18 protein-coding genes are annotated in these 20,965 nt (G+C 64.6%); 17 read left to right on the forward strand and 1 reads right to left on the reverse strand.

Translation table 11 applies throughout. The features are described 5' to 3' along the window. The first annotated feature begins 64 nt into the window (after positions 1-64). Genes hppD through QMG80_RS09080 form a run of 3 tightly spaced genes read left to right on the forward strand, consistent with a single transcriptional unit; the run spans position 65 to position 3,548 of the window. Positions 65-1,180 (forward strand): 4-hydroxyphenylpyruvate dioxygenase, encoded by a 1,116-nt coding sequence (gene hppD, locus QMG80_RS09070; protein WP_085772520.1) that lies wholly within the window; start codon positions 65-67, stop codon positions 1,178-1,180. A 5-nt stretch (positions 1,181-1,185) separates the two neighbouring features. After that, a complete protein-coding gene (gene hmgA, locus QMG80_RS09075) occupies positions 1,186-2,499 on the forward strand; it encodes a homogentisate 1,2-dioxygenase (protein WP_085772521.1) in 1,314 nt (437 codons plus the stop codon). After that, the gene (locus QMG80_RS09080; RefSeq protein ID WP_085772522.1) at positions 2,496-3,548 is read left to right on the forward strand and encodes a fumarylacetoacetate hydrolase family protein; all 1,053 of its coding nucleotides are present in this window, start codon (positions 2,496-2,498) and stop codon (positions 3,546-3,548) included. The genes hmgA and QMG80_RS09080 overlap by 4 nt, the downstream gene beginning before the upstream one ends. Here QMG80_RS09080 and phhA read toward each other — a convergent pair. Then, positions 3,490-4,380, reverse strand: a complete 891-nt coding sequence (gene phhA / locus QMG80_RS09085; protein ID WP_085772523.1) for a phenylalanine 4-monooxygenase — start codon at positions 4,378-4,380, stop codon at positions 3,490-3,492. The two genes, QMG80_RS09080 and phhA, sit on opposite strands and share 59 nt — an antisense overlap. Positions 4,381-4,549: 169 nt before the next feature. On the opposite strand from phhA, the gene QMG80_RS09090 reads away from it, so the two are divergent. From QMG80_RS09090 to QMG80_RS09155, 14 genes are all read left to right on the forward strand, one after another. Beyond that, the gene (locus QMG80_RS09090; RefSeq protein WP_085773781.1) at positions 4,550-6,505 is read left to right on the forward strand and encodes an acetoacetate--CoA ligase; all 1,956 of its coding nucleotides are present in this window, start codon (positions 4,550-4,552) and stop codon (positions 6,503-6,505) included. 81 nt (positions 6,506-6,586) lie between these two features. After that, positions 6,587-7,735 (forward strand): isovaleryl-CoA dehydrogenase, encoded by a 1,149-nt coding sequence (locus QMG80_RS09095; protein ID WP_483428763.1) that lies wholly within the window; start codon positions 6,587-6,589, stop codon positions 7,733-7,735. Between the two features lie 33 nt (positions 7,736-7,768). Beyond that, on the forward strand, positions 7,769-9,376 hold the full coding sequence (locus QMG80_RS09100) for a carboxyl transferase domain-containing protein (protein WP_085772525.1): 1,608 nt from the start codon (positions 7,769-7,771) through the stop codon (positions 9,374-9,376). A gap of 13 nt (positions 9,377-9,389) precedes the next feature. Next, complete coding sequence (locus QMG80_RS09105) at positions 9,390-10,211, forward strand: enoyl-CoA hydratase-related protein (protein ID WP_085773782.1); 822 nt, start codon at positions 9,390-9,392, stop codon at positions 10,209-10,211. Then, positions 10,180-12,225 carry an ATP-binding protein gene (locus tag QMG80_RS09110; protein WP_281926340.1) on the forward strand — a complete coding sequence of 682 codons (2,046 nt, stop codon included), beginning with the start codon at positions 10,180-10,182 and terminating at the stop codon, positions 12,223-12,225. The genes QMG80_RS09105 and QMG80_RS09110 overlap by 32 nt, the downstream gene beginning before the upstream one ends. Before the next feature lie 12 nt (positions 12,226-12,237). Next, positions 12,238-13,173, forward strand: a complete 936-nt coding sequence (locus tag QMG80_RS09115; protein ID WP_085772526.1) for a hydroxymethylglutaryl-CoA lyase — start codon at positions 12,238-12,240, stop codon at positions 13,171-13,173. 57 nt (positions 13,174-13,230) lie between these two features. Beyond that, a complete protein-coding gene (locus tag QMG80_RS09120; protein WP_085772527.1) occupies positions 13,231-14,418 on the forward strand; it encodes an acyl-CoA dehydrogenase family protein in 1,188 nt (395 codons plus the stop codon). Further along, positions 14,415-15,512, forward strand: a complete 1,098-nt coding sequence (locus tag QMG80_RS09125; RefSeq protein WP_085772528.1) for an enoyl-CoA hydratase/isomerase family protein — start codon at positions 14,415-14,417, stop codon at positions 15,510-15,512. The genes QMG80_RS09120 and QMG80_RS09125 overlap by 4 nt, the downstream gene beginning before the upstream one ends. 28 nt (positions 15,513-15,540) lie before the next feature. Next, positions 15,541-16,731, forward strand: coding sequence for an acetyl-CoA C-acyltransferase (locus QMG80_RS09130; protein WP_085772529.1), 1,191 nt, complete (start codon positions 15,541-15,543; stop codon positions 16,729-16,731). A 133-nt stretch (positions 16,732-16,864) separates the two neighbouring features. Continuing rightward, entirely contained in the window at positions 16,865-17,947 is a 1,083-nt protein-coding gene (gene pdhA / locus QMG80_RS09135; RefSeq protein WP_085772530.1) for a pyruvate dehydrogenase (acetyl-transferring) E1 component subunit alpha, read from the forward strand. After that, positions 17,940-18,920, forward strand: a complete 981-nt coding sequence (locus QMG80_RS09140; protein ID WP_085773784.1) for an alpha-ketoacid dehydrogenase subunit beta — start codon at positions 17,940-17,942, stop codon at positions 18,918-18,920. The genes pdhA and QMG80_RS09140 overlap by 8 nt, the downstream gene beginning before the upstream one ends. Next, complete coding sequence (locus tag QMG80_RS09145; protein ID WP_085773785.1) at positions 18,917-20,020, forward strand: dihydrolipoamide acetyltransferase family protein; 1,104 nt, start codon at positions 18,917-18,919, stop codon at positions 20,018-20,020. The genes QMG80_RS09140 and QMG80_RS09145 overlap by 4 nt, the downstream gene beginning before the upstream one ends. Before the next feature lie 161 nt (positions 20,021-20,181). Continuing rightward, positions 20,182-20,514: an STAS domain-containing protein gene (locus QMG80_RS09150; protein ID WP_085772531.1), complete on the forward strand. Its 333-nt coding sequence runs from the start codon at positions 20,182-20,184 to the stop codon at positions 20,512-20,514. Positions 20,515-20,527: 13 nt separating this feature from the next. Then, the gene (locus tag QMG80_RS09155; RefSeq protein ID WP_085772532.1) at positions 20,528-20,962 is read left to right on the forward strand and encodes an ATP-binding protein; all 435 of its coding nucleotides are present in this window, start codon (positions 20,528-20,530) and stop codon (positions 20,960-20,962) included. Positions 20,963-20,965: the final 3 nt, after the last annotated feature.

Here is a 20,965-nt window from a genome sequence, read left to right on the forward strand (position 1 = left end):
AATCTTTCTCGGTCTGCTCTAGTTGCTTGTCATGACCTTCTGAGAATTAGAGGAGGCTCAAGCTATGGGAAGCGTCGGACCGGCGCCCCACATTGAAGCCATCGGCGGGGACAATCCGCTGGAAACCGACGGCTTCGAATTCGTCGAATTCGCGCATCCGGAACCCGAGAAGCTCGGCGCGCTTCTGAGCCTGATGGGCTTCGCTCCTGTCTGCGTCCACCGCTCGAAGAATGTCACGCTCTACCGGCAAGGCGACATCAACTTCGTGCTCAACGCCGAGCCGGATAGTTTTGCCGCTCAGTTCGCCGAGGCTCATGGCCCTTCCGTCTGCGCCGTGGGCTTCCGCGTGCGGGACGCGGCGGCGGCCTATCGGTCTGCCCTGAAGCGAGGAGCGAAGGCCGGCGTCACGCAGGTCGGCCCCATGGAGCTTGAAATCCCCGCGATTGCGGGCGTTGGCGGGGCGCTGATCTATCTCGTCGATCGCTACGGCGACAAGGGCTCGATATGGGAGATAGATTTCCGCTGGAGTGGGGAACGCGATCCGCATCCGCCCGGCGTCGGCCTCACGGCGATCGATCACCTCACCAACAATGTGCATCGAGGTCATTTGGACAGCGTCGCGAGCTGGTACGAGAGGATCTTCAATTTCCATCAGATCCGGTATTTCGACATCACGGGCAAATTCACCGGACTGCACTCGCGCGCCATGACAAGTCCCTGCGGCAAGATACGCATTCCCGTCAATGAGAGCGCTGACGAGAGCAGCCAGATCGAAGAGTTCTTGCGCGACTACCGTGGCGAAGGCGTGCAGCACGTCGCCTGCTCCTGCCACGATATTTTTGAAACCGTCGCCGGGCTTCGCGCGGCGGGCCTCAAATTCATTCCCGAGCCGCCTCAATCCTATTATGACAGCCTCGAGCGCCGGCTTCCAGGGCACGGCCAATCCGTGAAGCGTTTAAGAGAACTTGGGATCCTGATAGACGGAGAAGGCGCACACGCCGGCCAGCCGCCGCGCCTGCTGCTGCAGATTTTCACGCAGGCGTTGCTTGGGCCTATTTTCTTCGAGTTCATCGAGCGTAAGGGCGACGATGGATTCGGCGAGGGGAATTTCCGCGCGTTGTTCGAGGCGATGGAAGAGGATCAGCTGCGTCGCGGAGTTCTGCAACAAGCGTCGGAATGAAGCCTATGTCGGAAGCGCTGGCCTATATGGCGGGTTTCGGCAATGAATTCGAAACTGAAGCTTTGGCCGGCGCTTTGCCCAAAGGCCAGAACGCGCCGCAACGTTGCCCCTATGGTCTCTTCGCCGAGCAGATTTCCGGGACGGCCTTCACCGCGCCGCATGGACTCAATCGTCGATCCTGGCTTTACCGTTTGCGGCCTTCCGTGCTGCACGCGCGTCGCTTCGCCAAACGGGATCAACCCTTGTGGAAGACCGCGCCTGCCTCCTCCCCGGCGCAGAGCGTCGGCGCGTTCCGCTGGTCGCCGTCCCCCATGCCTACCGAAGAGCTGAGCTTCATCGCGGGCGTTCGCACGATCACGACGGCGGGCAGCGCCGATCTGCGGATCGGCATGGCGGCGCATCTCTACTTCGTGACGCAGTCCATGCACGACACCTACTTTTGTAACGCCGATGGGGAATTGCTGATCGCGCCGCAGCAGGGAGAGCTCGACCTCTTCACCGAGTTCGGGCGGCTTCACGCGGCGCCGGGCGAGATTTGCGTCATCCCGCGCGGCGTGAAGTTCAAGGTCACGGTCGCGGGTCCGGCTCGCGGTTATCTCTGCGAGAACTACGGCGCGCCCTTCGCGCTGCCGAATCGCGGCGCGATCGGCGCCAATGGCCTCGCCAACGCGCGTGATTTCCACGCCCCCGTCGCCGCCTTCGAGGACCGGGAAGAGCCTGGCGTGCTGACATTCAAATGGGGAGGCGACTTCTTCGACTGCGCGCTCGGCTATTCGCCCCTAGACGTCGTCGCTTGGCACGGAAGCTACGCGCCTTACAAATATGATCTGCGTTTGTTTTGTCCGATGGGCGCGCTGCTCTTCGACCATCCGGACCCCTCGATCAACACGGTGCTCAGCTCGGCCTCGGCTGAAACAGGCGTAGCCAATGTCGATTTCGTGATCTTTCCAGATCGCTGGCAGGTCGCGGAGCACAGCTTTCGGCCGCCCTGGCACCATGTGAACGTCATGAGCGAATTCATGGGGCTGATCTTCGGCCGCTACGACGCCAAGCCCGAGGGATTCGAGCCCGGCGGCGTGTCTCTGCACAATGCTTTGTGCCCGCACGGACCGGATGCGACGGCCTATGAGCTCGCCCGTGCGAGCGAGCTAAAACCGGAGCGGATGAGCGGCGCGCTGGCTTTCATGTTCGAGACGCGATTTCCCCAACATTTGACCGATTATGCTGCGACCCTGCCGACGCTGCAAAAAGACTATGCCGACTGCTGGTCGGGCTTGCGGAAACGCTTCGACGGATCCTTCGAAGGAGGTTCGCCGTGAAGCTTGCATCGTTGAAGGCGGGACGCGACGGCCGGTTGATTGTGGTCTCGCGTGATCTCGAGCGCGCCGCCGACGCCTCAGGCGTCGCTAGGACACTGCAAGCCGCGCTCGACGACTGGACACACGCCGAGCCGAAGCTCGAGGCCCTCGCCACGGCGCTGGAGAACGGCCTCACGCCGAGCTTTCCTTTTTATCCACAGGCTTGCGCCGCGCCACTGCCGCGCGCCTATCAATGGGCCGATGGCTCGAGCTATGTGAATCACGTCGAGCTCGTGCGCAAGGCGCGCGGTGCGCAAATGCCAGCCTCCTTCTGGACAGATCCGCTGCTCTATCAGGGCGGCTCGGACGAATTTCTCGGTCCGCGCGACCCGATTCCGTTGCGGGACGAGACCCAGGGGCTCGACCTCGAGGCGGAGGTCGCCATCGTGACGGACGACGTTCCCATGGGCGTCGACGCCTTGAGCGCCCGCGAGCACATCAAGCTTCTCATGCTCGTGAACGACGTGAGCCTGCGGGAGCTAATCCCGGCTGAAGTCTCGAAGGGCTTCGGCTTTTTTCAATCGAAGCCCGCCTCAGCCTTTTCGCCGGTGGCGGTCACGCCCAACGAGCTCGGCGACGCCTGGCGAGAGGCCAAGCTTTGCTTGCCGCTCCTCTCCTATGTCAATGGCGCGCCGCTCGGCTGTCCCGATGCGGGGCGCGACATGGTCTTCGATTTCGGTCAGCTGGTCGCGCATGCGGCGTTTACCCGCGCGCTTGGCGCGGGCACGATCATCGGCTCGGGAACGGTCTCGAATCGGGGTCCGGACGGAGGCCCTGGACGGCCAATTCGGCAAGGCGGCGTCGGCTATTCCTGTCTGGCGGAACAGCGCGTGGTCGAGACGCTGCTCGAAGGCGCGCCGCGCACGCGATTTCTCGCGGCGGGCGACATCGTGCGCATCGAGATGCTGGATGCAGGCGGGCGCTCGATATTCGGCGCCATCGAGCAGCGCGTCACGCCGCGCGCGGCGGTGAGCCCTTTGCGCGGAAATAAGCAAAGTCTCCCTGCGTGATGACGCCGTCCTGCGGCTTCAGTTCATGCGCCTCGATGTCGGGCGTGGCGCGCAGGCGCTGATAAAGCGGCCCGAAGTCCTGATCGCAGTCGCGCAGCAGCCGCTCAAAGCTGTCAATCACGAAATAGGTCTGCTGAAAGTCGCTGATGATGTATTTCGTGCGCATGACGCGCTCGAGGTCGAACGCCACTCGATTAGGTGACGAATCTTCCAGACAGAACAGCGTTTCAGCCGGCGAGGACAGAATCCCGGCGCCGAATATCCGCAACCCAGCGGGCGTTCGCAAAAGCCCGAACTCCACCGTGTACCAGTAGAGCCGCGCGAGATTGTGCAATTGTCCGAGTCCGAGCGCGCGGCGTCCGCCTTCGCCATAGGCTTGCAGGAAGCGCGCGTAGACCGGGTCGGCGAGCAGCGGGACATGACCGAAGACGTCGTGAAAGACGTCGGGCTCCTGGAGATAATCGAAGTCGGTCTCGGGACGGATGAAGGCGCCGGCGGGAAAGCGCCGGTTGGCGAGATGCTCGAAGAATGCGTCGTCGGGAATGAGCCCTGCGACGGCGACGACGCTCCAGCCGGTCAAGGCCGACAGGCGTCGGCTCAGATCCGCGAAATCAGGGACGCCGCCTCGCGACAGCTCCAGCTTGGCCTGCGCTTCGAGGAAGGCTTCGCAGGCGCGGCCGGGCAGCAATTTCGCCTGCCGGGCGAACAGGCGGTCCCATCGGTCGTGCTCCTCAGCCGAATAGCTGGTCCAGTCCTGATCGATGGTCCAATCCGCGTTGCGGCGGGCCGTGGCGTAACGATTCCTGATCGGAGCGGACGAGAGCTTCCCCATGCGCCCCTCCTCGGGGCGTTGAACCATCTTGGTAATTCATATGGAGCGCCGCCGCTCGCTTTTCAGCTGGCCGAGCTTCGCTTTTCGTCGTGTTTCGCCGCGAGCCCTTGTCGCTGTGCGCGCTCGCCCCAGCTTCAGTAGCCAGGGGGCGGTCGGAGCGGACGCATCGATGAGCATAGTCTGGAGTCCGGATCCCGCGCAGCGAGCGTCGGCGCGGCTTACCGCTTTCGCCCGCAGCGACCGCAGAACTGAGGAATACGCGGAGACGTTCGACTACGCCGGCCTCCACGTCTGGAGCCTTGGCCATAGCGACGCCTTCTGGTCGAGGCTGTGGGACTTCTTCGAGATCATCGGCGAGAAGGGCGGCACAGTTCTGGCGGACGGCGACAAGATGCCGGGCGCGCGCTGGTTTCCTCAAGCTCGGCTCAACTTCGCTCAAAATCTGCTGCGTCAGCGCGCCGCCTCCGAGATCGCCATCGTGTTCCAAGGCGAGAAGCGGGAGCGCCGCACGCTCACATTCGGCGAGCTGAAGCGGCAAGTCGGGGCGATCGCGGCCTATTTGCGGTCCGCGGGCGTTGGTCCGGGGGATCGCGTGGCGGGCTATCTCCACAATGGCCCGGAGGCCGTCGTCGGCATGCTGGCGGCGGCGAGCCTGGGAGCCGTGTGGGCGTCGTGCTCTCCCGATTTTGGCGTTGCTGGCGTTCTCGATCGCTTCGGCCAAATCGGACCCAAGGCCCTCATCGCCTGCGACGGCTATTTCTACAAGGGACAAGCTTGCGATCGGCTGGAGCAGGCGCGCGAGATCGCCGCCGGATTGTCAGCTTTGCGGGCGGTGCTCGTGGCGCCTTACATTCACGACGCGCCGTCGCTCAAGGGCTTCGCCATGGCAGAGCTTTGGCCCGACGTCCTCGCCAAGCATGATGGCGCTCCGCTTGACTTCGCGCTACTGCCCTTCGACCATCCCCTTTACGTCGTGTTCTCTTCCGGCACGACGGGCTCGCCCAAATGCATCGTTCATGGCGCGGGCGGATGCCTCCTGCAACACATGAAGGAGCATCAACTTCATTGCGACGTGCGCCCCGGCGATCGCGTGTTCTTCGCGACGACGACCGGGTGGATGATGTGGAACTGGCTCGTCTCGGCGCTCGCCAGTCGCGCGACAATCTTGCTTTACGACGGCTTTCCCATGGATCGTAACGGCGCGGCGCTCTTCGATCTTGCGGAACGGGAACATGCGACGCTTTTTGGTGTCTCGGCCGGCTTCTTGCGTGCGGCGCAGAAGCTTGGGGTCGCGCCCGCAAGAACGCATGACCTTGCCTCGATGCGCCTCCTTGCCTCGACGGGCTCGCCGCTCTCGCCGGAAGGTTTCGACTACGTCTACCGGGACGTGGCGCCGAACGCGCAGCTTGCGTCGATGAGCGGCGGAACCGACATCCTCTCCTGCTTCGTCCTTGGCAATTCCTGGCGTCCCGTCATCCGAGGCGAGATACAGGGCGCAGGTCTGGGCATGGCCGTTGAAGTTTGGAACGACGATGGCGCCCGAATCGTCGGCGCCGAAGGCGAGCTCGTCTGCACGCAGCCCTTCCCTTCGATGCCGATCGAGTTCTGGAACGATCCCGGAGGAGAAAAGTACAAAAGCGCCTACTTCTCCGACTTCGCGAATATTTGGCGCCATGGCGACTTTGCGACCGAGACCCCGTCGGGCGGCTTCATCATTCACGGGCGCTCCGACGCCACGCTCAATCCGCAAGGCGTGCGCATCGGCACTGCGGAAATCTACCGCATCGTCGAGGCCTTTATGCAGGTGGAGGAGTGTCTGGCTGTGTGCCAGGACGCCAGCGACGGCCAACGCATTCTGCTCTTCGTCAAGCTTCGCGCCGGCGAGCGGATGAGCTCCGAATTGAGCGCCGGAATCAAGCACAGGCTTAGGGAAGAAGCGTCGCCCCGGCATGTGCCCGCGGCGATTATCGAGGCTCCCGAGCTTCCTCATACGCGCTCGGGCAAGCTTGTCGAGCTCGCGGTGCGCGATGTCGTGCATGGACGTCCCGTCAAGAATCGCGAGGCGCTCGCCAATCCGGAGTCGCTGGACTTCTTTGCGCAGACGCCTCGGTTGGCGCCTCCTTGAAACGCTTACGGCTGGGCGAAATATACCGGCCAGGTCACGCGAGCCGCACAGGGTGCGTTGATGCGTCAGTTGCTTCCGGAGATGGACTTCGGACTGGGCGACGAGGGAGAGACGCTTCGTCGCAGCGTCGCCGAATTTGCGTCGCGCGAGATCGCGCCGCGCGCCGCGCGCATCGACGCGGACAACTCATTCCCCTCGGATCTTTGGCGCAAGATGGGGAGTATGGGTCTTCTCGGCGTCTCGGTCCCGGAGGAATATGGCGGCGTCGCGCTGGGATATCTCGCCCATGTGGTGGCGATGGAGGAGGTCAGCCGCGCCTCTGCCTCCGTCGGTCTCTCCTATGGCGCGCATTCCAATCTCTGCGTCAATCAAATTCAACGCAATGGCGGGCGGGCGCAAAAGCTGCGCTATTTGCCGAAGCTGATTTCGGGAGAGCATGTCGGCGCGCTGGCCATGTCGGAGCCCGCGGCTGGCTCGGATGTCGTGAACATGCGGATGCGCGCGGAGCGGCGCGGCGATCGCTATGTGCTCAATGGCGATAAAATGTGGGTGACTAACGGTCCCGACGCCGACATCGTGATCGTTTACGCTAAGACTTCCCCCAACGCCGGCGCGCATGGGATCACGGCCTTTATCGTCGAGGGCGGCTTCAAGGGGCTGCGGCGCATGCCGAAGCTGGACAAGCTCGGCATGCGCGGCTCCAACACTTGCCAGCTATTCTTCGAGGACTGCGAGGTCCCCGTCGATAACATCCTGGGCGAGCCGGATTGCGGGATCAACGTGCTGATGAGCGGGCTCGATTACGAGCGCGTCATTCTGGCCGGCGGCCCGATCGGCATCATGCGCGCCTGTCTGGACGTCGTCCTACCCTATATGCACGATCGCAAGCAATTCGGTCGCTCCATTGGCGAATTCGAAATCATGCAGGGCAAGCTTGCCGACATGTACACCGCTTTGAGCGCAACTCGCGCTTACGTCTATGCGGTGGCGAGGGCCTGCGATGCCGGTTGCGTCTCGCGAAAGGACGCCGCCGGCGCCATTCTCTTCGCCGCCGAACGCGCGACGCAAATGGCGCTGCAGGCGATCCAATGTCTGGGCGGCAATGGCTATATGAACGATTATCCGACGGGACGTCTGCTGCGCGACGCCAAGCTCTATGAAATCGGCGCGGGCACCAGCGAGATTCGTCGCATGCTGATCGGACGCGAGCTCTTCGAGGAAAGCGCCTGACCCCTCGCTGTCGCGGATTGCGAAAGAGACAAAATGCGCGCGCTCTCATCCTCCGTCGATGTCGCATCTCCAGATTACGAGCGGAATCTCGGCGCGATGAGCCTGCGCCTCGCCGAGCTCCGCCAAGCCTTCGAACGCATTCAGCTCGGCGGAGGAGAGGGCGCGCGATCGCGCCATGTCGCCCGTGGCAAAATGCTGGCGCGCGATCGGATCGAGGCGTTGATCGATCCGCTCTCGCCGTTTCTCGAAGTCGGGCGCTTCGCGGCGCAAGGACTTTACGACGACGCGGTCGCCTGTGGCGGCGTCGTCGCTGGCGTCGGTCGAGTCTGCGGTCGGCTCTGCATTATCGTCGCGAACGACGCAACGGTGAAAGGCGGGGTCTATTTTCCGATCACGGTGAAAAAGCATCTGCGCGCGCAGGAGATCGCCAGTGAGAACCGCTTGCCTTGCATTTATCTCGTCGATTCCGGCGGCGCCAATCTGCCGAGCCAGGACGAGGTCTTTCCCGATCGCGATCACTTCGGCCGCATCTTCTATAATCAAGCGCAGATGTCGGCCGAAGGGATTGCGCAAGTCGCCGTCGTGATGGGTCTGTGCACGGCCGGCGGCGCCTATGTTCCGGCCATGTGCGACGAGGCGATCATCGTGCGCGGGGAGGGCGCGATCTTTCTCGCGGGCCCGCCGCTCGTGGCCGCTGCGACGGGCGAGGTCGTGAGCGCCGAAGACCTCGGCGGCGCCGACGTGCATTGTCGTCGCTCCGGCGTCGTCGACCACTATGCCGAGGACGACCGGCACGCGCTGGAGCTAGCGCGCCGGGCCATCGCTAATCTGGGCGAAGCCGAAATCCACATGCGCGTCGCGCAGCCGCCTCTGCCGCCGCGCTACCTCGCGGAGGAGCTGCGCGGATTGGCGCCGGTCGACGCGCGCCAGGCCTATGACGCCCGCGCGGTGATTGCGCGCATCGTCGACGACAGCGCCTTCGACGAATTCAAGCCGCTTTACGGGACGACGCTCGTCACGGGGTTTGCTCATATCTGCGGCTATCGCGTCGCCATCCTCGCCAATGACGGGATCCTCTTCTCCGAGAGCGCCCTGAAGGGCGCGCATTTCATCGAGCTCGCCGCGAAGCGCCGGACGCCCCTGATCTTTCTCCAAAACACGACCGGCTTCATGGTCGGAGCGAAATACGAGGCTGGCGGGATCGCCAAGGACGGCGCTAAGCTCGTGACGGCCGTCGCGACCGCCGCCGTGCCGAAATTCACGGTCATTGTCGGCGGCAGCTTCGGCGCCGGCAATTACGCCATGTGCGGACGCGCCTATTCCCCGCGCTTCTTGTGGATGTGGCCCAATGCGCGAATCAGCGTGATGGGCGGCGAGCAGGCCGCTCGGGTTCTCTCGCGTGTCCGACGCGACGCGCTGGAAGCCCGCGGCGGACGCTTGAGCGACGAGGAAGAGGTCGCGCTCCAAGCGCCGATACGCGAGCAATATGAGCGGCAGGGCCAGCCTCTCTATTCGAGCGCCAGGCTTTGGGACGATGGCGTCATAGATCCCGCCGATACGCGGCGTGTGCTCGGGCTTTGCCTTAGCGTGAGCGCGCGCGCTCCGATCGAGGAGACGCGCTTCGGCTTGTTTCGTATGTGAGTGTGAGAGCGCAATGTCTGACTTGCTTCTTTCCTCTGATCTGCGCGGCGTCGCGACGCTGACGCTCGACCGTCCGGAGCGCCACAACGCCTTCGATGACGCCCTTGTGGCGTCTCTGACCGCAGCGCTTCGGCAATTGGCGGAGAACGAGGGTGTGCGTCTCCTGGTGGTGCGGGGCGCCGGGCGAAGCTTCTCGGCGGGAGGCGACATCGAGTGGCTACGCCGCATGGGCGGCGCCTCCTTCGAGGAGAATGTCGGCGACGCCCAAGCCTTGGGGAGAATGATGCGCCTGCTCGACAGCTTCCCGAAGCCGACGATCGCCTTCGTTCATGGCGCGGCCTATGGCGGCGGCGTCGGTCTCGTGGCCTGCTGCGACATCGCCATCGCGACGGAGCGCGCCAGCTTTTGCCTGAGCGAGGCGAGATTGGGCATCATCCCGGCGGCGGTTGGACCCTTCGTCATTCGCGCGATCGGCGCGCGCCAAGCGCGGCGCCTGATGATGACCGCGGAGGTGTTTTCAGCGGCGGCGGCCCGCGAGATCGGGCTCGTGCATGAGGCGCCGCCCGAGCACGCGGCGGAGGAAGCGCTGTCGCGGATCGTCGAAGCTCTACTGCGCTGCGCCCCTGGCGCGCAGAAGCACGCCAAGGCATTTATTTCGCATTGCGCCAGCCGAGCCATAGACGACGAGCTGATGCAGGAAGCGGCTCGGATTCTGGCGACGCTGCGCTGTTCCGCCGAGGGGCGAGAAGGATTGAGCGCTTTCCTCGAGAAGCGCGCCCCGAGATGGATTGGCGGCGGGAGCGATGCCGATGTTTCGCAAGCTGCTGATCGCTAATCGCGGCGAGATCGCCTGCCGGATCATGCGCACCGCGCGCCGGCTCGGAATAGATACGGTCGCGGTCTATTCAGAAGCCGACGCCACATCGATGCACGTGGAGCAGGCCGATGAAGCCTGGTCGATCGGCGCGGCGCCCGCACGCGAGAGCTATCTATCCATCGACAAGATCATCGACGTGGCGAGGAGGACCGGCGCGGAGGCTATTCACCCGGGCTATGGCTTTCTCTCCGAGAACCCAGCCTTTGCCGAGGCCTGTGCGGCGGCGGGCGTTGTCTTCGTCGGGCCGTCGGCGTCGGCCATGCGATTGATGGGGTCGAAGGCGAGCGCGAAATCTCTGATGGAGCGCGCCGGCGTCTCCATTATTCCCGGCTATCACGGGGATGCGACAGACCTCGCGAGCTTGGAAAGAGAAGCGCGACGATTGGGATTTCCGCTACTCGTGAAAGCCTCGAGCGGCGGCGGCGGTCGCGGCATGCGTCTCATCGAAAGCTTGGATCAGCTGCGGGACGCCGTCGCAGCCGCGTCGCGCGAGGCGCTGTCGGCTTTTGGCGAAGGACGGGTGTTGCTCGAACGTCGCCTCCTACGCGCGCGTCACGTGGAGGTGCAGATTTTTGCCGACGCCGAGGGCGGCTGTCTGGCCTTTCAGGAGCGAGACTGCTCCTTGCAGCGACGCCGCCAGAAGATTTTGGAGGAGACGCCGGCGCCCGGCCTGGCGCGAGAACTGCGCGAGGCCATGCAGCAGGCGGCGGTCACCGCGGCGAGGAGCGTCGGCTATGTCGGCGCCGGCACTGTCGAGTTTCTGTTGGAGGATGGTCGCTTCTATTTTCTGGAAATGAACACGCGTCTGCAGGTCGAGCACCCGATCACCGAGATGGTCGCGGGCCAGGATCTGGTCGAGTGGCAGTTGCGTGTGGCCGCGGGCGAGAGGCTGCCGATCGGGCAGGAGGCCCTTCATCTGAGAGGCTGCGCGATCGAGGCGCGAATCTGCGCGGAGGATCCCCAGCAGGACTTCTTGCCTTCCACGGGCTTGATCGAGCGATTGCGGCTGCCCGACCTCGGGGAGCATATCCGCGTGGACGCCGGCGTGCGCGGCGGCGACCGCATCACGCCCTATTACGACCCGCTGCTCGCCAAGCTGATCGTGTGGGGCGAGCATCGGGCCGCCGCATTGCAAAGACTGCAACGCGCGCTCGACCAATTCGAGATTGTCGGACCTGCGACCAACCTCGATTTTCTGCGCGCGCTCAGCCGTGAGACTTGGTTGGAGAGCGGCGCCTATGACACGACCTCGGTCGAAGCGAATGCGGCGGAGCTGCGGCGAACGACGCCGCTTGCGCCGGAAGACGAAAGAGTCATTCTCGCCGCGGGCGCGGCGGTCTGGCTCTCGGACCTTTGCCTAGAAGCGCGCGCAACTGCGGCAGGGCGCGACGGAGCCTGCGCGCCTTGGGACGCGACGGACGGCTGGAGATTGGATGGTCGACAGGGCGCCGATGTCGAATTTCTGATGAACGACCAGAGGATCAAGCTTCGGCTGCACCCAGAAGGCGAGGGCGCCTTTCGACTCGAGTCGAATGGTCACGCAGCTCGGGTCGAGTTCGCCCCGTCCGGTGCAGAACTTCGACTCTGCGTGGATGGGGTCTGGCGGGAGGTCGGCGTCGTGCGTCGTGCGGCCGCGCTGGTGATCGTCCTTCGCGGACGCAATCACGTGCTGGCGCCGCACGATCCTCTTCGATCCGCCTCTCGCCCGGGCGACAGCGATCGACGCTTGATTGCGCCCTTGCCCGCCCGAGTGACGCGCGTCCACGCCACCAATGGTCAGGTCGTGAAAGCAGGAGCCAGCATTGTGACGCTGGAGGTGATGAAGACGGAGTTCGTGCTGCGGGCGCCGCGCGACGGGGCGATCGCCGGCCTTGCCTGCAAGGAGGGGGAATGGGTCCCCGAGGGCGCGACGCTCGCCTACATCTCTGACGACGCGGCGCCAGTTGTAGCCGCAACGAACGGCGAGGGCTGAGGAAGGCGCGCGATGAGCATTCCCAGGCGCGTTGAAATCGTCGAGGTCGGGCCGCGCGACGGCCTTCAGAACGAGGCCGGCATCTTGTCGGTCGACGTCAAGGCGGAGTTCATCGAGGTGCTGGCGCACTCGGGACTTACCCGCATCGAAGCGGGAAGCTTCGTATCCCCCGCGGCTGCGCCGCAGATGGCCACGACGCGAGAGCTGTTGCAACGGCTGGGACCGCGATCCGGACTGCGATTATCGGTCCTCGTTCCCAATCTACGCGGCCTTTCCGACGCGCTTGCAGCCGGCGCGACCGAAATCGCCGTCTTCGCGGCGTCCACCGAGAGCTTTTCCAAACATAACATCAACTGTTCCATCGCGGAGAGCCTGGAGCGCTTCTCTCAGGTTATCGCCGAGGCAAAGCGCCACGGCATAAGGGCGCGCGGCTATGTCTCCTGCGTGCTCGGCTGCCCCTATGAGGGACGCGTCGAGCCGCGCCAAGCGGCGGCGGTCGCGCGCGCGCTTCACGATATGGGCTGCGGCGAGATTTCTCTCGGCGATACGATCGGCGTCGGAACGCCTCTCGCCGCGCGCGCGCTGATCGAAACTGTCGCTGGGGACATCGGCCTGCAAAATCTCGCAGTCCACTTCCATGACACCTACGGCCAGGCGCTCGCCAACATCTTCGCTTGCCTCGAAGCGGGCGTCAGCGTGATCGACTCTTCCGTGGGCGGGCTCGGCGGATGCCCTTACGCGCCCGGAGCATCGGGGAACGTCGCGACGGAGAACGTCATCTATATGCTGAACGGGATGGGCGTGGAGACTGGCGTCGATCTCGGCTTGCTGCTCGAGGCCGGAGACTTGGTAGCGCGCCGGCTCGGCCGCGCGCCCAGCAGCGCCGTGGCGCGCGCCTTCGCGTCGAGCGAGGCTAACTGGCGGACGGCGTCCAAAACGCAGGCGTAGCTTCCCGCACTTGTCCAGCACTCGTTGCGCGATACATGCGTTTCGAGAAGGTGAGTGATGTCGTCGCTTTTCGGATTGTCCGCCGATCAAATGGCGATGCGGGAGAGCGCGATGGGCTTCGCTCGCGGAAAGCTTGCCCCGAACGCGCTGCGCTGGGACAAGGAGAAGCACTTCCCGCTTGACGTGCTGCGCGAGGCCGCCGCGCTCGGCTTCGCTGCGATCACCGCTTCCGAGGAGCACGGCGGCGTGGGGCTCGGCCGCCTCGACTCCGTGGTGATTTTCGAAGCTTTGGCGATGGGCTGCCCGACGATCGCGGCCTATCTCTCCGTGCACAATATGTGCGTTTGGATGGTCGATCGCTTCGGCTCGGAAGCGCAGCGCCGCGAGTGGACGCCGCGCTTGGCCACCATGCAGGTTTTGTCGAGCTATTGCCTCACCGAGCCGGGCTCGGGATCTGACGCCGCCGCGCTTCGGACGCGCGCTGAGCGCCGCGGCGGCGATTATATTTTACAGGGCGAGAAGCAGTTTATCTCCGGCGCCGGCGCCGGCGGGCGCGATCACCTTTACATTGTCATGGCGCGCACGGGCGGAGAGGGGCCGCGCGGCGTCTCGGCCTTTTTGGTCGAGGGCGAGAGCCCCGGCCTCACACTCGGCGTAGCCGAGCGCAAGATGGGCTGGAACGCCCAGCCGACGCACGCCTTGAGTTTCTCGGCTTGTCGCGTGCCAGCCGCAAATCTCCTTGGACACGAGGGAGAAGGGTTCAAGATCGCCATGGCCGGCCTGGATGGCGGGCGATTGAACATTGGCGCCTGCTCGCTTGGCGGCGGGCAAGCGGCTCTCGAGAAGGCCCTCGCCTACATGGCGGAAAGGATGGCCTTCGGCCGCCGTCTTGACCAATTCCAGGCCTTGCAATTCCGCCTCGCCGATATGGCGACCAAGTTGGAGGCGTCGCGCGCGCTCCTCTGGCGCGCCGCGGCGGCGCTCGACGCGTCAGCGAGCGAAGCTACGACGCTTTGCGCAATGGCGAAGCGCGTCGCCACCGACGCCGGTTTCGAGGTCGCCAATGACGCGCTCCAGCTTCACGGCGGTTACGGCTATCTGTGCGACTACGGAGTCGAGAAGATCGTGCGCGACTTGCGGGTCCACCAAATTCTCGAAGGCGCAAATGAGATCATGCGAATGATCATCGCGCGCTCACTCCTGGACGGCCAAGCGGCTCGTCCTCGCAACGGAGAGAGCCCATGAGCGAAAGCGATGTGCTGGTCTCGCGCATCGGTCGATTGGGCCACATCCGCTTGAACCGACCGAAAGCGCTAAACAGTCTGACGCTGGACATGGTGCGACGCTTCACGCTGGCGCTCAACGACTTTGGCGAGGATGAAGGAACGATCGCCGTTCTGGTGACGGGCGCCGGCGAGCGAGGCTTATGCGCGGGCGGCGACGTCCGAGGGCTTTACGAGTGGCGCAGCGCCGGAGAGAATCCTTACAAGCCGTTCTGGCGCGAGGAATATCAGCTTAACGCGCGGATCGCCTCCTTCCCCAAACCTTATGTCGCGGTGATGGACGGGATCGTCATGGGTGGCGGCGTGGGCGTTTCCGCGCATGGAAATCGTCGGTTGGTGACGGAGCGCACAAAGCTGGCCATGCCCGAGACGGGCATCGGCTTTATTCCGGACGTCGGCGGAACATGGCTGCTCACGCGCGACGAGGGAGCGGGCGTTTACATGGCCCTTACCGGCGCGACGGTCGGAGCCGCCGATGCGATCCAGCTCGGTCTCGCCGACTTGTGCGTCGACTCGCGCGACATTCCCCGATTGATCTCGACTCTCGAGCAGTGCGAGCGTGTGCAGGAATTGGATGCGGCGCTGCTCAACGCGGCCTGCGCGCCGGGGGAGAGCGTGCTTGCCCGGCGCCGGGCGCTTCTCGATGACGCCATGGCGGGAGATCGCGTCGAAGACATTATCGCCGCGCTCGTTTTCGAGGGATCGCCCTTTGCCCGGGAGACTGCCCAGGAAATCGGACGGAAGTCGCCGACGAGCCTGAGACTCACGCTCGCGCTCCTAAAACGCGCCAAGCGCTCGGACAGGCTCGAGACCTGCCTCCTGCAAGAGTTCCGCACCGCCTGCGCCTTGCTCGACACGCCCGATCTCCGTGAAGGCGTGCGCGCAGCCCTCATCGACAAGGACAGAAGCCCGCTTTGGTCCCCAGCGACGCTCGCCGAGGTCGACGATGCGACGATCGCGGCGCTTTTGGCCGGGACGCAAGAGGCGCCGCCGAATTTCGAACCCTGGGCGCGATCGGCTGACGGCGGCGCGCAAATGGAAGCCCGTATCGCATGATGTCTTCGTAGCGAGGAGGAATTCGGAGATGAGCTCGTCCGGATCCGTGGTCATCGTCGGCGCGGCGCGTACGCCCATCGGCGCCTTTCTGGGCGAGTTGAAGGAGGCGACGGCGCCGGAGCTCGGCGCATGCGCAATCGCGGGAGCCTTGATCCGCTCCAAAATTCCCGCCGAACGCATCGACGAGGTCTGCATGGGCTGCGTGCTCACCGCTGGCCTCGGCCAAGCTCCGGCTCGGCAAGCAGCGCTCGAGGCGGGCCTCCCGGACTCGACGGGATGCGTCACCGTCAACAAAATGTGCGGATCGGGCATGAAGGCCATCATGCTGGCGCACGACGCGCTCAGCGCCGGAAGCGCAGGCGCGATCGTCGCCGGCGGCATGGAGAGCATGAGCAACGCGCCCTATCTCCTTGCGCGCGCCCGGGCGGGTTATCGAATGGGGCACGGCAAGATCCTCGATCACATGTTTCTCGACGGGCTCGAGGACGCTTATGAGAAAGGGCGTCTGATGGGCTCCTTCGCCGAGGACTGCGCCAGGGCCTACCAGTTCACGCGCCGGGAGCAGGACGAATATGCGATCGCTTCCCTCATGCGCGCGCAACAGGCGGCGACGGAGGGAGCTTTCGACTCCCAAATCGTCCCGATGCGGATCGCGGGTCGGAAGGAAACGCGGACGATCGACGTCGACGAAACGCCGCGAAAGGCGAACCTGGAAGAAATACCTAGATTGAAACCGGCCTTTGCCCCCGACGGGTCGATCACCGCGGCGAATGCGAGCTCAATTTCGGACGGGGCGGCCGCCCTCGTCCTCACGACCGAGGCGGCTGCGCGATCCGGCGGTCTCATCCCTCTCGCCACCGTCGTCGGCCACGCCACGCACGCCGCGGCGCCACGCGATTTTCCGACGGCGCCGATCGGCGCGATCGAGAAGCTGCTTTCGCGCATCGGCTGGACGCGCGACGAGGTGGATCTCTTCGAGATCAACGAGGCGTTCGCCGTCGTCGTCATGGCCGCCATGCACGATCTCGGACTTTCGCACGCCAAGGTCAATGTGCATGGCGGCGCCTGCGCGCTTGGCCATCCCATCGGCGCTTCCGGCGCGCGCATCGTCGTCACGCTGCTTTATGCGTTGGAAAGATACGGCTTGCGCCGCGGCGTCGCCGCTCTTTGCATCGGCGGCGGAGAGGCCACCGCGTTGGCGATCGAGCGCGTGAGTTGAAAGTCGCGACGCATGGGCCGGAACTGCCCGTGCTGCGGCGCCGCGACGAAAATCTTTCGGGGCGGCTGACTTGAATTCCTGCTGCGCTAATTCAGCTTGTGGAAACGACCGGGTCGCGAGGCGGGATTACGCCATGGGTTTTGATTTTCACATCGATTACCTCCAACTGCTCTCGCCAGCGGGCGTGCTGAGCGATGGGGAGGAGCCGATCGCACAGGACTCGGAGCGGCTTGTCGGCTTTCACCGCGCAATGACGCGCGCGCGCTCCTTCGACACCAAGGCCATCGCGCTACAGCGTACGGGCCAGCTTGGGACATTCGCCTCCGCTCTCGGGCAGGAAGCGATCGGAGTCGGCGTCGCCGCCGCCATGCGCCGCGACGACTTGCTCGTGCCTTCCTACCGGGATCACGCCGCTCAATTCATGCGCGGCGTCAGCATGAAGGAAATCCTGCTCTATTGGGGAGGCGACGAACGCGGGAGCGACTTCGCGAACGCCAGAACCGATTTCCCGATTTGCGTGCCGGTCGGCACGCAGGTGGCGCACGCCGTCGGCGGTGCTTATGCGTTCAAGCTGCGCAAGGAAGAGCGTGTGGCCGTCTGCTTCATCGGCGACGGCGGCACGGGAAACGGCGGTTTCTACGAGCCGCTCAACATGGCCGGCGTGTGGCGCGCGCCCCTCGTCGTGATCATCAACAACAACGGATGGGCGATTTCGACTCCGCGCGCGCTCGGAAGCGCCGCCGAGACGCTGGCGCAGAAGGCCGTCGCCGCTGGGGTCACGGGACGCCAGGTCGACGGCAATGACGTGCTCGCCGTTCATCAAGCGGCGCGCGAGGCCATCGAAAAGGCGCGAGGCGGCGATGGCCCGACCGTCATTGAGGCGCTGAGCTATCGTCTTGGAGACCACACGACCGCCGACGACGCCACGCGCTATCGCGATCCGGAGACCGTGCGCGCAGCATGGGCGCGTGAGCCCATCGGCCGGTTGCGCACTTTGCTCATGGCGCGCGGGCTCTGGTCGCCGGAGCAGGAGTCGGCGCTTTTGAAGGCGTGCGGCGAGGAGGTCGAAAGAGAGGTGGCGAGCTATCTCGCGACCCCAGCTCTGAGCAGCGACTCGATGTTCGATAATCTCTTCGCGACGCTGCCGTCTTCCATGCGCCGTCAGCGCGACGAAGCCCGCCGTCATGCGCCGGCGCCAGGAGGCCGGCATGGCTGAAATCACGCTCGTCGAAGCCATCGACCTTGCGCTGGGCTTCGAGATGGCGCGCGATCCGTCGGTCGTTCTGCTCGGCGAGGACATTGGCGCCAATGGCGGCGTGTTTCGCGCCACAAATGGACTGCAGGCGCGCTTCGGCCGCGAGCGGGTTATCGATACGCCGCTTGCGGAAGCGGGCATCGCTGGCGTGGCCATCGGCATGGCGGCGATGGGCCTGAAGCCGGTCGCAGAAATCCAGTTTTCGGGGTTCATCTATCCGACCATCGACCAGATGATCAATCACGCGTCGCGGCTCCGCCACCGCACGCGCGGCCGCTTGACTTGTCCCATGGTGCTGCGCTCGCCTTGCGGGGCCGGCATCCACGCGCCGGAGCACCATTCCGAAAGCCCCGAGGCGATGTTCGCGCATATCCCGGGGCTTCGTGTGGTGGCGCCGTCGACGCCCGCGCGCGCATACGGGCTCTTGCTCGCGGCGATCCGCGATCCGGATCCAGTCGTTTTCCTCGAGCCCACTCGCCTTTACCGGCTGTTCCGCGAAGAGGTCGTCGACGACGGAGAGGCTCTGCCGCTCGACGCCTGTTTTGTTTCTCGCGAGGGTCGCGACGCCACCGTGGTCACCTGGGGCGCCTCTCACGCCGAGGTCATGAACGCGGCCGAGGCGCTGGCTCAGCGGGGCGTCGAAATCGAGGTCATCGATCTCGCGACGCTCAAGCCCTATGATTCGGAGACTATTCTGAAATCCGTCGAAAAAACCGGGCGCTGCTTGATCGTTCACGAAGCGCCGCGCACCGCGGGCTTCGGAGCCGAAATCGCCGCGGAGGTCGCCGAACGCGCGCTCTATTCCCTTCTGGCCCCTGTGACGCGCGTCACCGGCTACGACGTCGTGGTGCCGCTCTCGAGGCTGGAGCAGCAATACATGCCGAGTGTCGAACGTATCGTAGACGCCGTGCAAAAATGCATGGAGGGCGCGTGAAAATCTTCAAATTGCCTGATCTTGGCGAAGGCTTGCAGGAGGCCGAGCTCGTCGAATGGCGCGTCCGCCCGGGAGACGAGGTGACGGTCGACGCTCCTCTCCTCGCGGTCGAGACCGCGAAAGCGGCCGTGGAGATCCCGTCCCCTTACGCAGGACGCGTCGCGCGTTTATTTGCCGAGATTGGCGACATCGTTCACATCGGCGCGCCTCTCGTCGGCTTCGAAGGCGAAGGCGAGGAAAGCGGGGACGCCGGGACAGTCGTTGGCGCGGTCAAATCCGGATCCCACGTGCTCGCCGAGACGATACAAACCGTCGGTCATGGAGGCGGGGGCGTTCGCGCCACGCCGGCCGTGCGCGCGCTCGCGCATAAGCTCGGCGTCGAGCTCGCCATGGTTACGCCTTCGGGCGCCGACGGCGTGATCATGGCGAGCGACGTGCAGCGTGTCGCGCGAATATTGAGCGAAGCCGAACCGGCCGAGCCTTTGCGCGGCTTTCGCCGCTCCATGGCGCAGAACATGGCGCTCGCTCAAGCAGAAGTCGCACCGGCGACAATCATGGACGACGTCGACATAGAGTCCTGGTCGGCGGGAGAGGACGTCACCGCGAGGCTCATCCGCGCGCTGGTCGCAGGCTGCAGGGCGGAACCTGCGCTGAACGCCTGGTTCGAAAGCGGTGCTCTTTCTCGTCGCGTGCTGCGCAAGATCGACCTCGGCGTCGCCGTGGATATGCCAGAGGGGCTTTTCGTTCCGGTGCTCAGAAATGTGGGGGAGCGTGATCCGGCCGACCTGCGCGCCGGCATCAATCGAATGCGCGCGGATTTGGCGGCGCGCCGGGTTCCGCCGGAGGAGATGCGCGGAGCCACGATCACGCTCTCCAACTTTGGCGTCATAGCCGGCCGTTACGCCGCTCCTGTCGTGGTGCCTCCCACTGTGGCCATTCTCGGGGCAGGGCGCATTCGCCGGGAGCCCGTCGTGCATGATGGGGCCATCGTCGCCCGCCGCATCATGCCGCTGAGCCTAACCTTCGACCACCGGGCGGTTTCCGGCGGCGAGGCGGGACGGTTCCTCGCTGCGGTCATGCTTGATCTTTCCGCGCCCTGAAGCCGGGCGTTGCAAGTCAGGTCTTTGACCGAACGCGATGGGGAAGCCGGAGAAATTGGGCCGCGGCCACTTAGGGAAAAGCCGACCCGTTTTCAAGATGACGCCGAGCACTATGTGTTTACTCGTAATCACGTGTTGGGGCGGCAACTGAGGCTTGGCCGATGAAGGTCTTAACCGAAGAGCGTGGCGGCAAGATGATCCTCACGCTGAAAGAAGAGCGCCTTGACGCGCATAATTCCGGCGAGTTGAAGGATCGAATCCTCAAGCTGTTTGAAGACGGCTGCCGTGACGTGGTCGTGGATTTGCGCAATGTGCAGTTCATCGACAGTTCCGGCCTGGGCGCTCTCCTCTCTGGACACAAGAATGCGATCCAGCGGTCGGCCGGCTTTGCGCTCGCGGGCCTCCAGCCTCGAGTCCGCTCCATGTTCGAGCTGACGCGACTGCAACGCGTTTTCGAAATCTATTCGGGCCTTCAAGAAGCCTTCAGCGAATGAGGCGGAGGTTGGCATGTGCGACGCGGCGGAGACGATCCTCAATCTGGATATCCAGATTCCCAACCAAACGCGATATCTCGGCCTGATAGGCAACATAGCCGAGCTTATCGCCAAGGAGGTCGACGCCAGCAGCGCGGATCGCGACACGCTTGCCTATCATCTCAATCTCGTCGTCACCGAGGCGGTGACAAACGCGATCCAATATGGCTTCCAGAGCGAGGAGCATGACCGCGTGAGAGTCTTGCTCTCTTATGAGAACAGCGATCTTTGCGTGCGCGTGTACGATCATGGCCAGGGCTTCGATCTCCCAGTCCCAAACACGGCTGAGCTTGACGAGTTGCGCGAGCGCGGCCGCGGGCTCTTTTTCATCCGCACATTGATGGACACCGTCGAGTATCGCAGGACGGAGTCCGGTAACGTGCTCGAGATGAAGAAGAGACTCCTCTAGACG

The sequence above is a fragment of the Methylocystis bryophila genome, assembly GCF_027925445.1.
Classification (GTDB): domain Bacteria; phylum Pseudomonadota; class Alphaproteobacteria; order Rhizobiales; family Beijerinckiaceae; genus Methylocystis; species Methylocystis bryophila.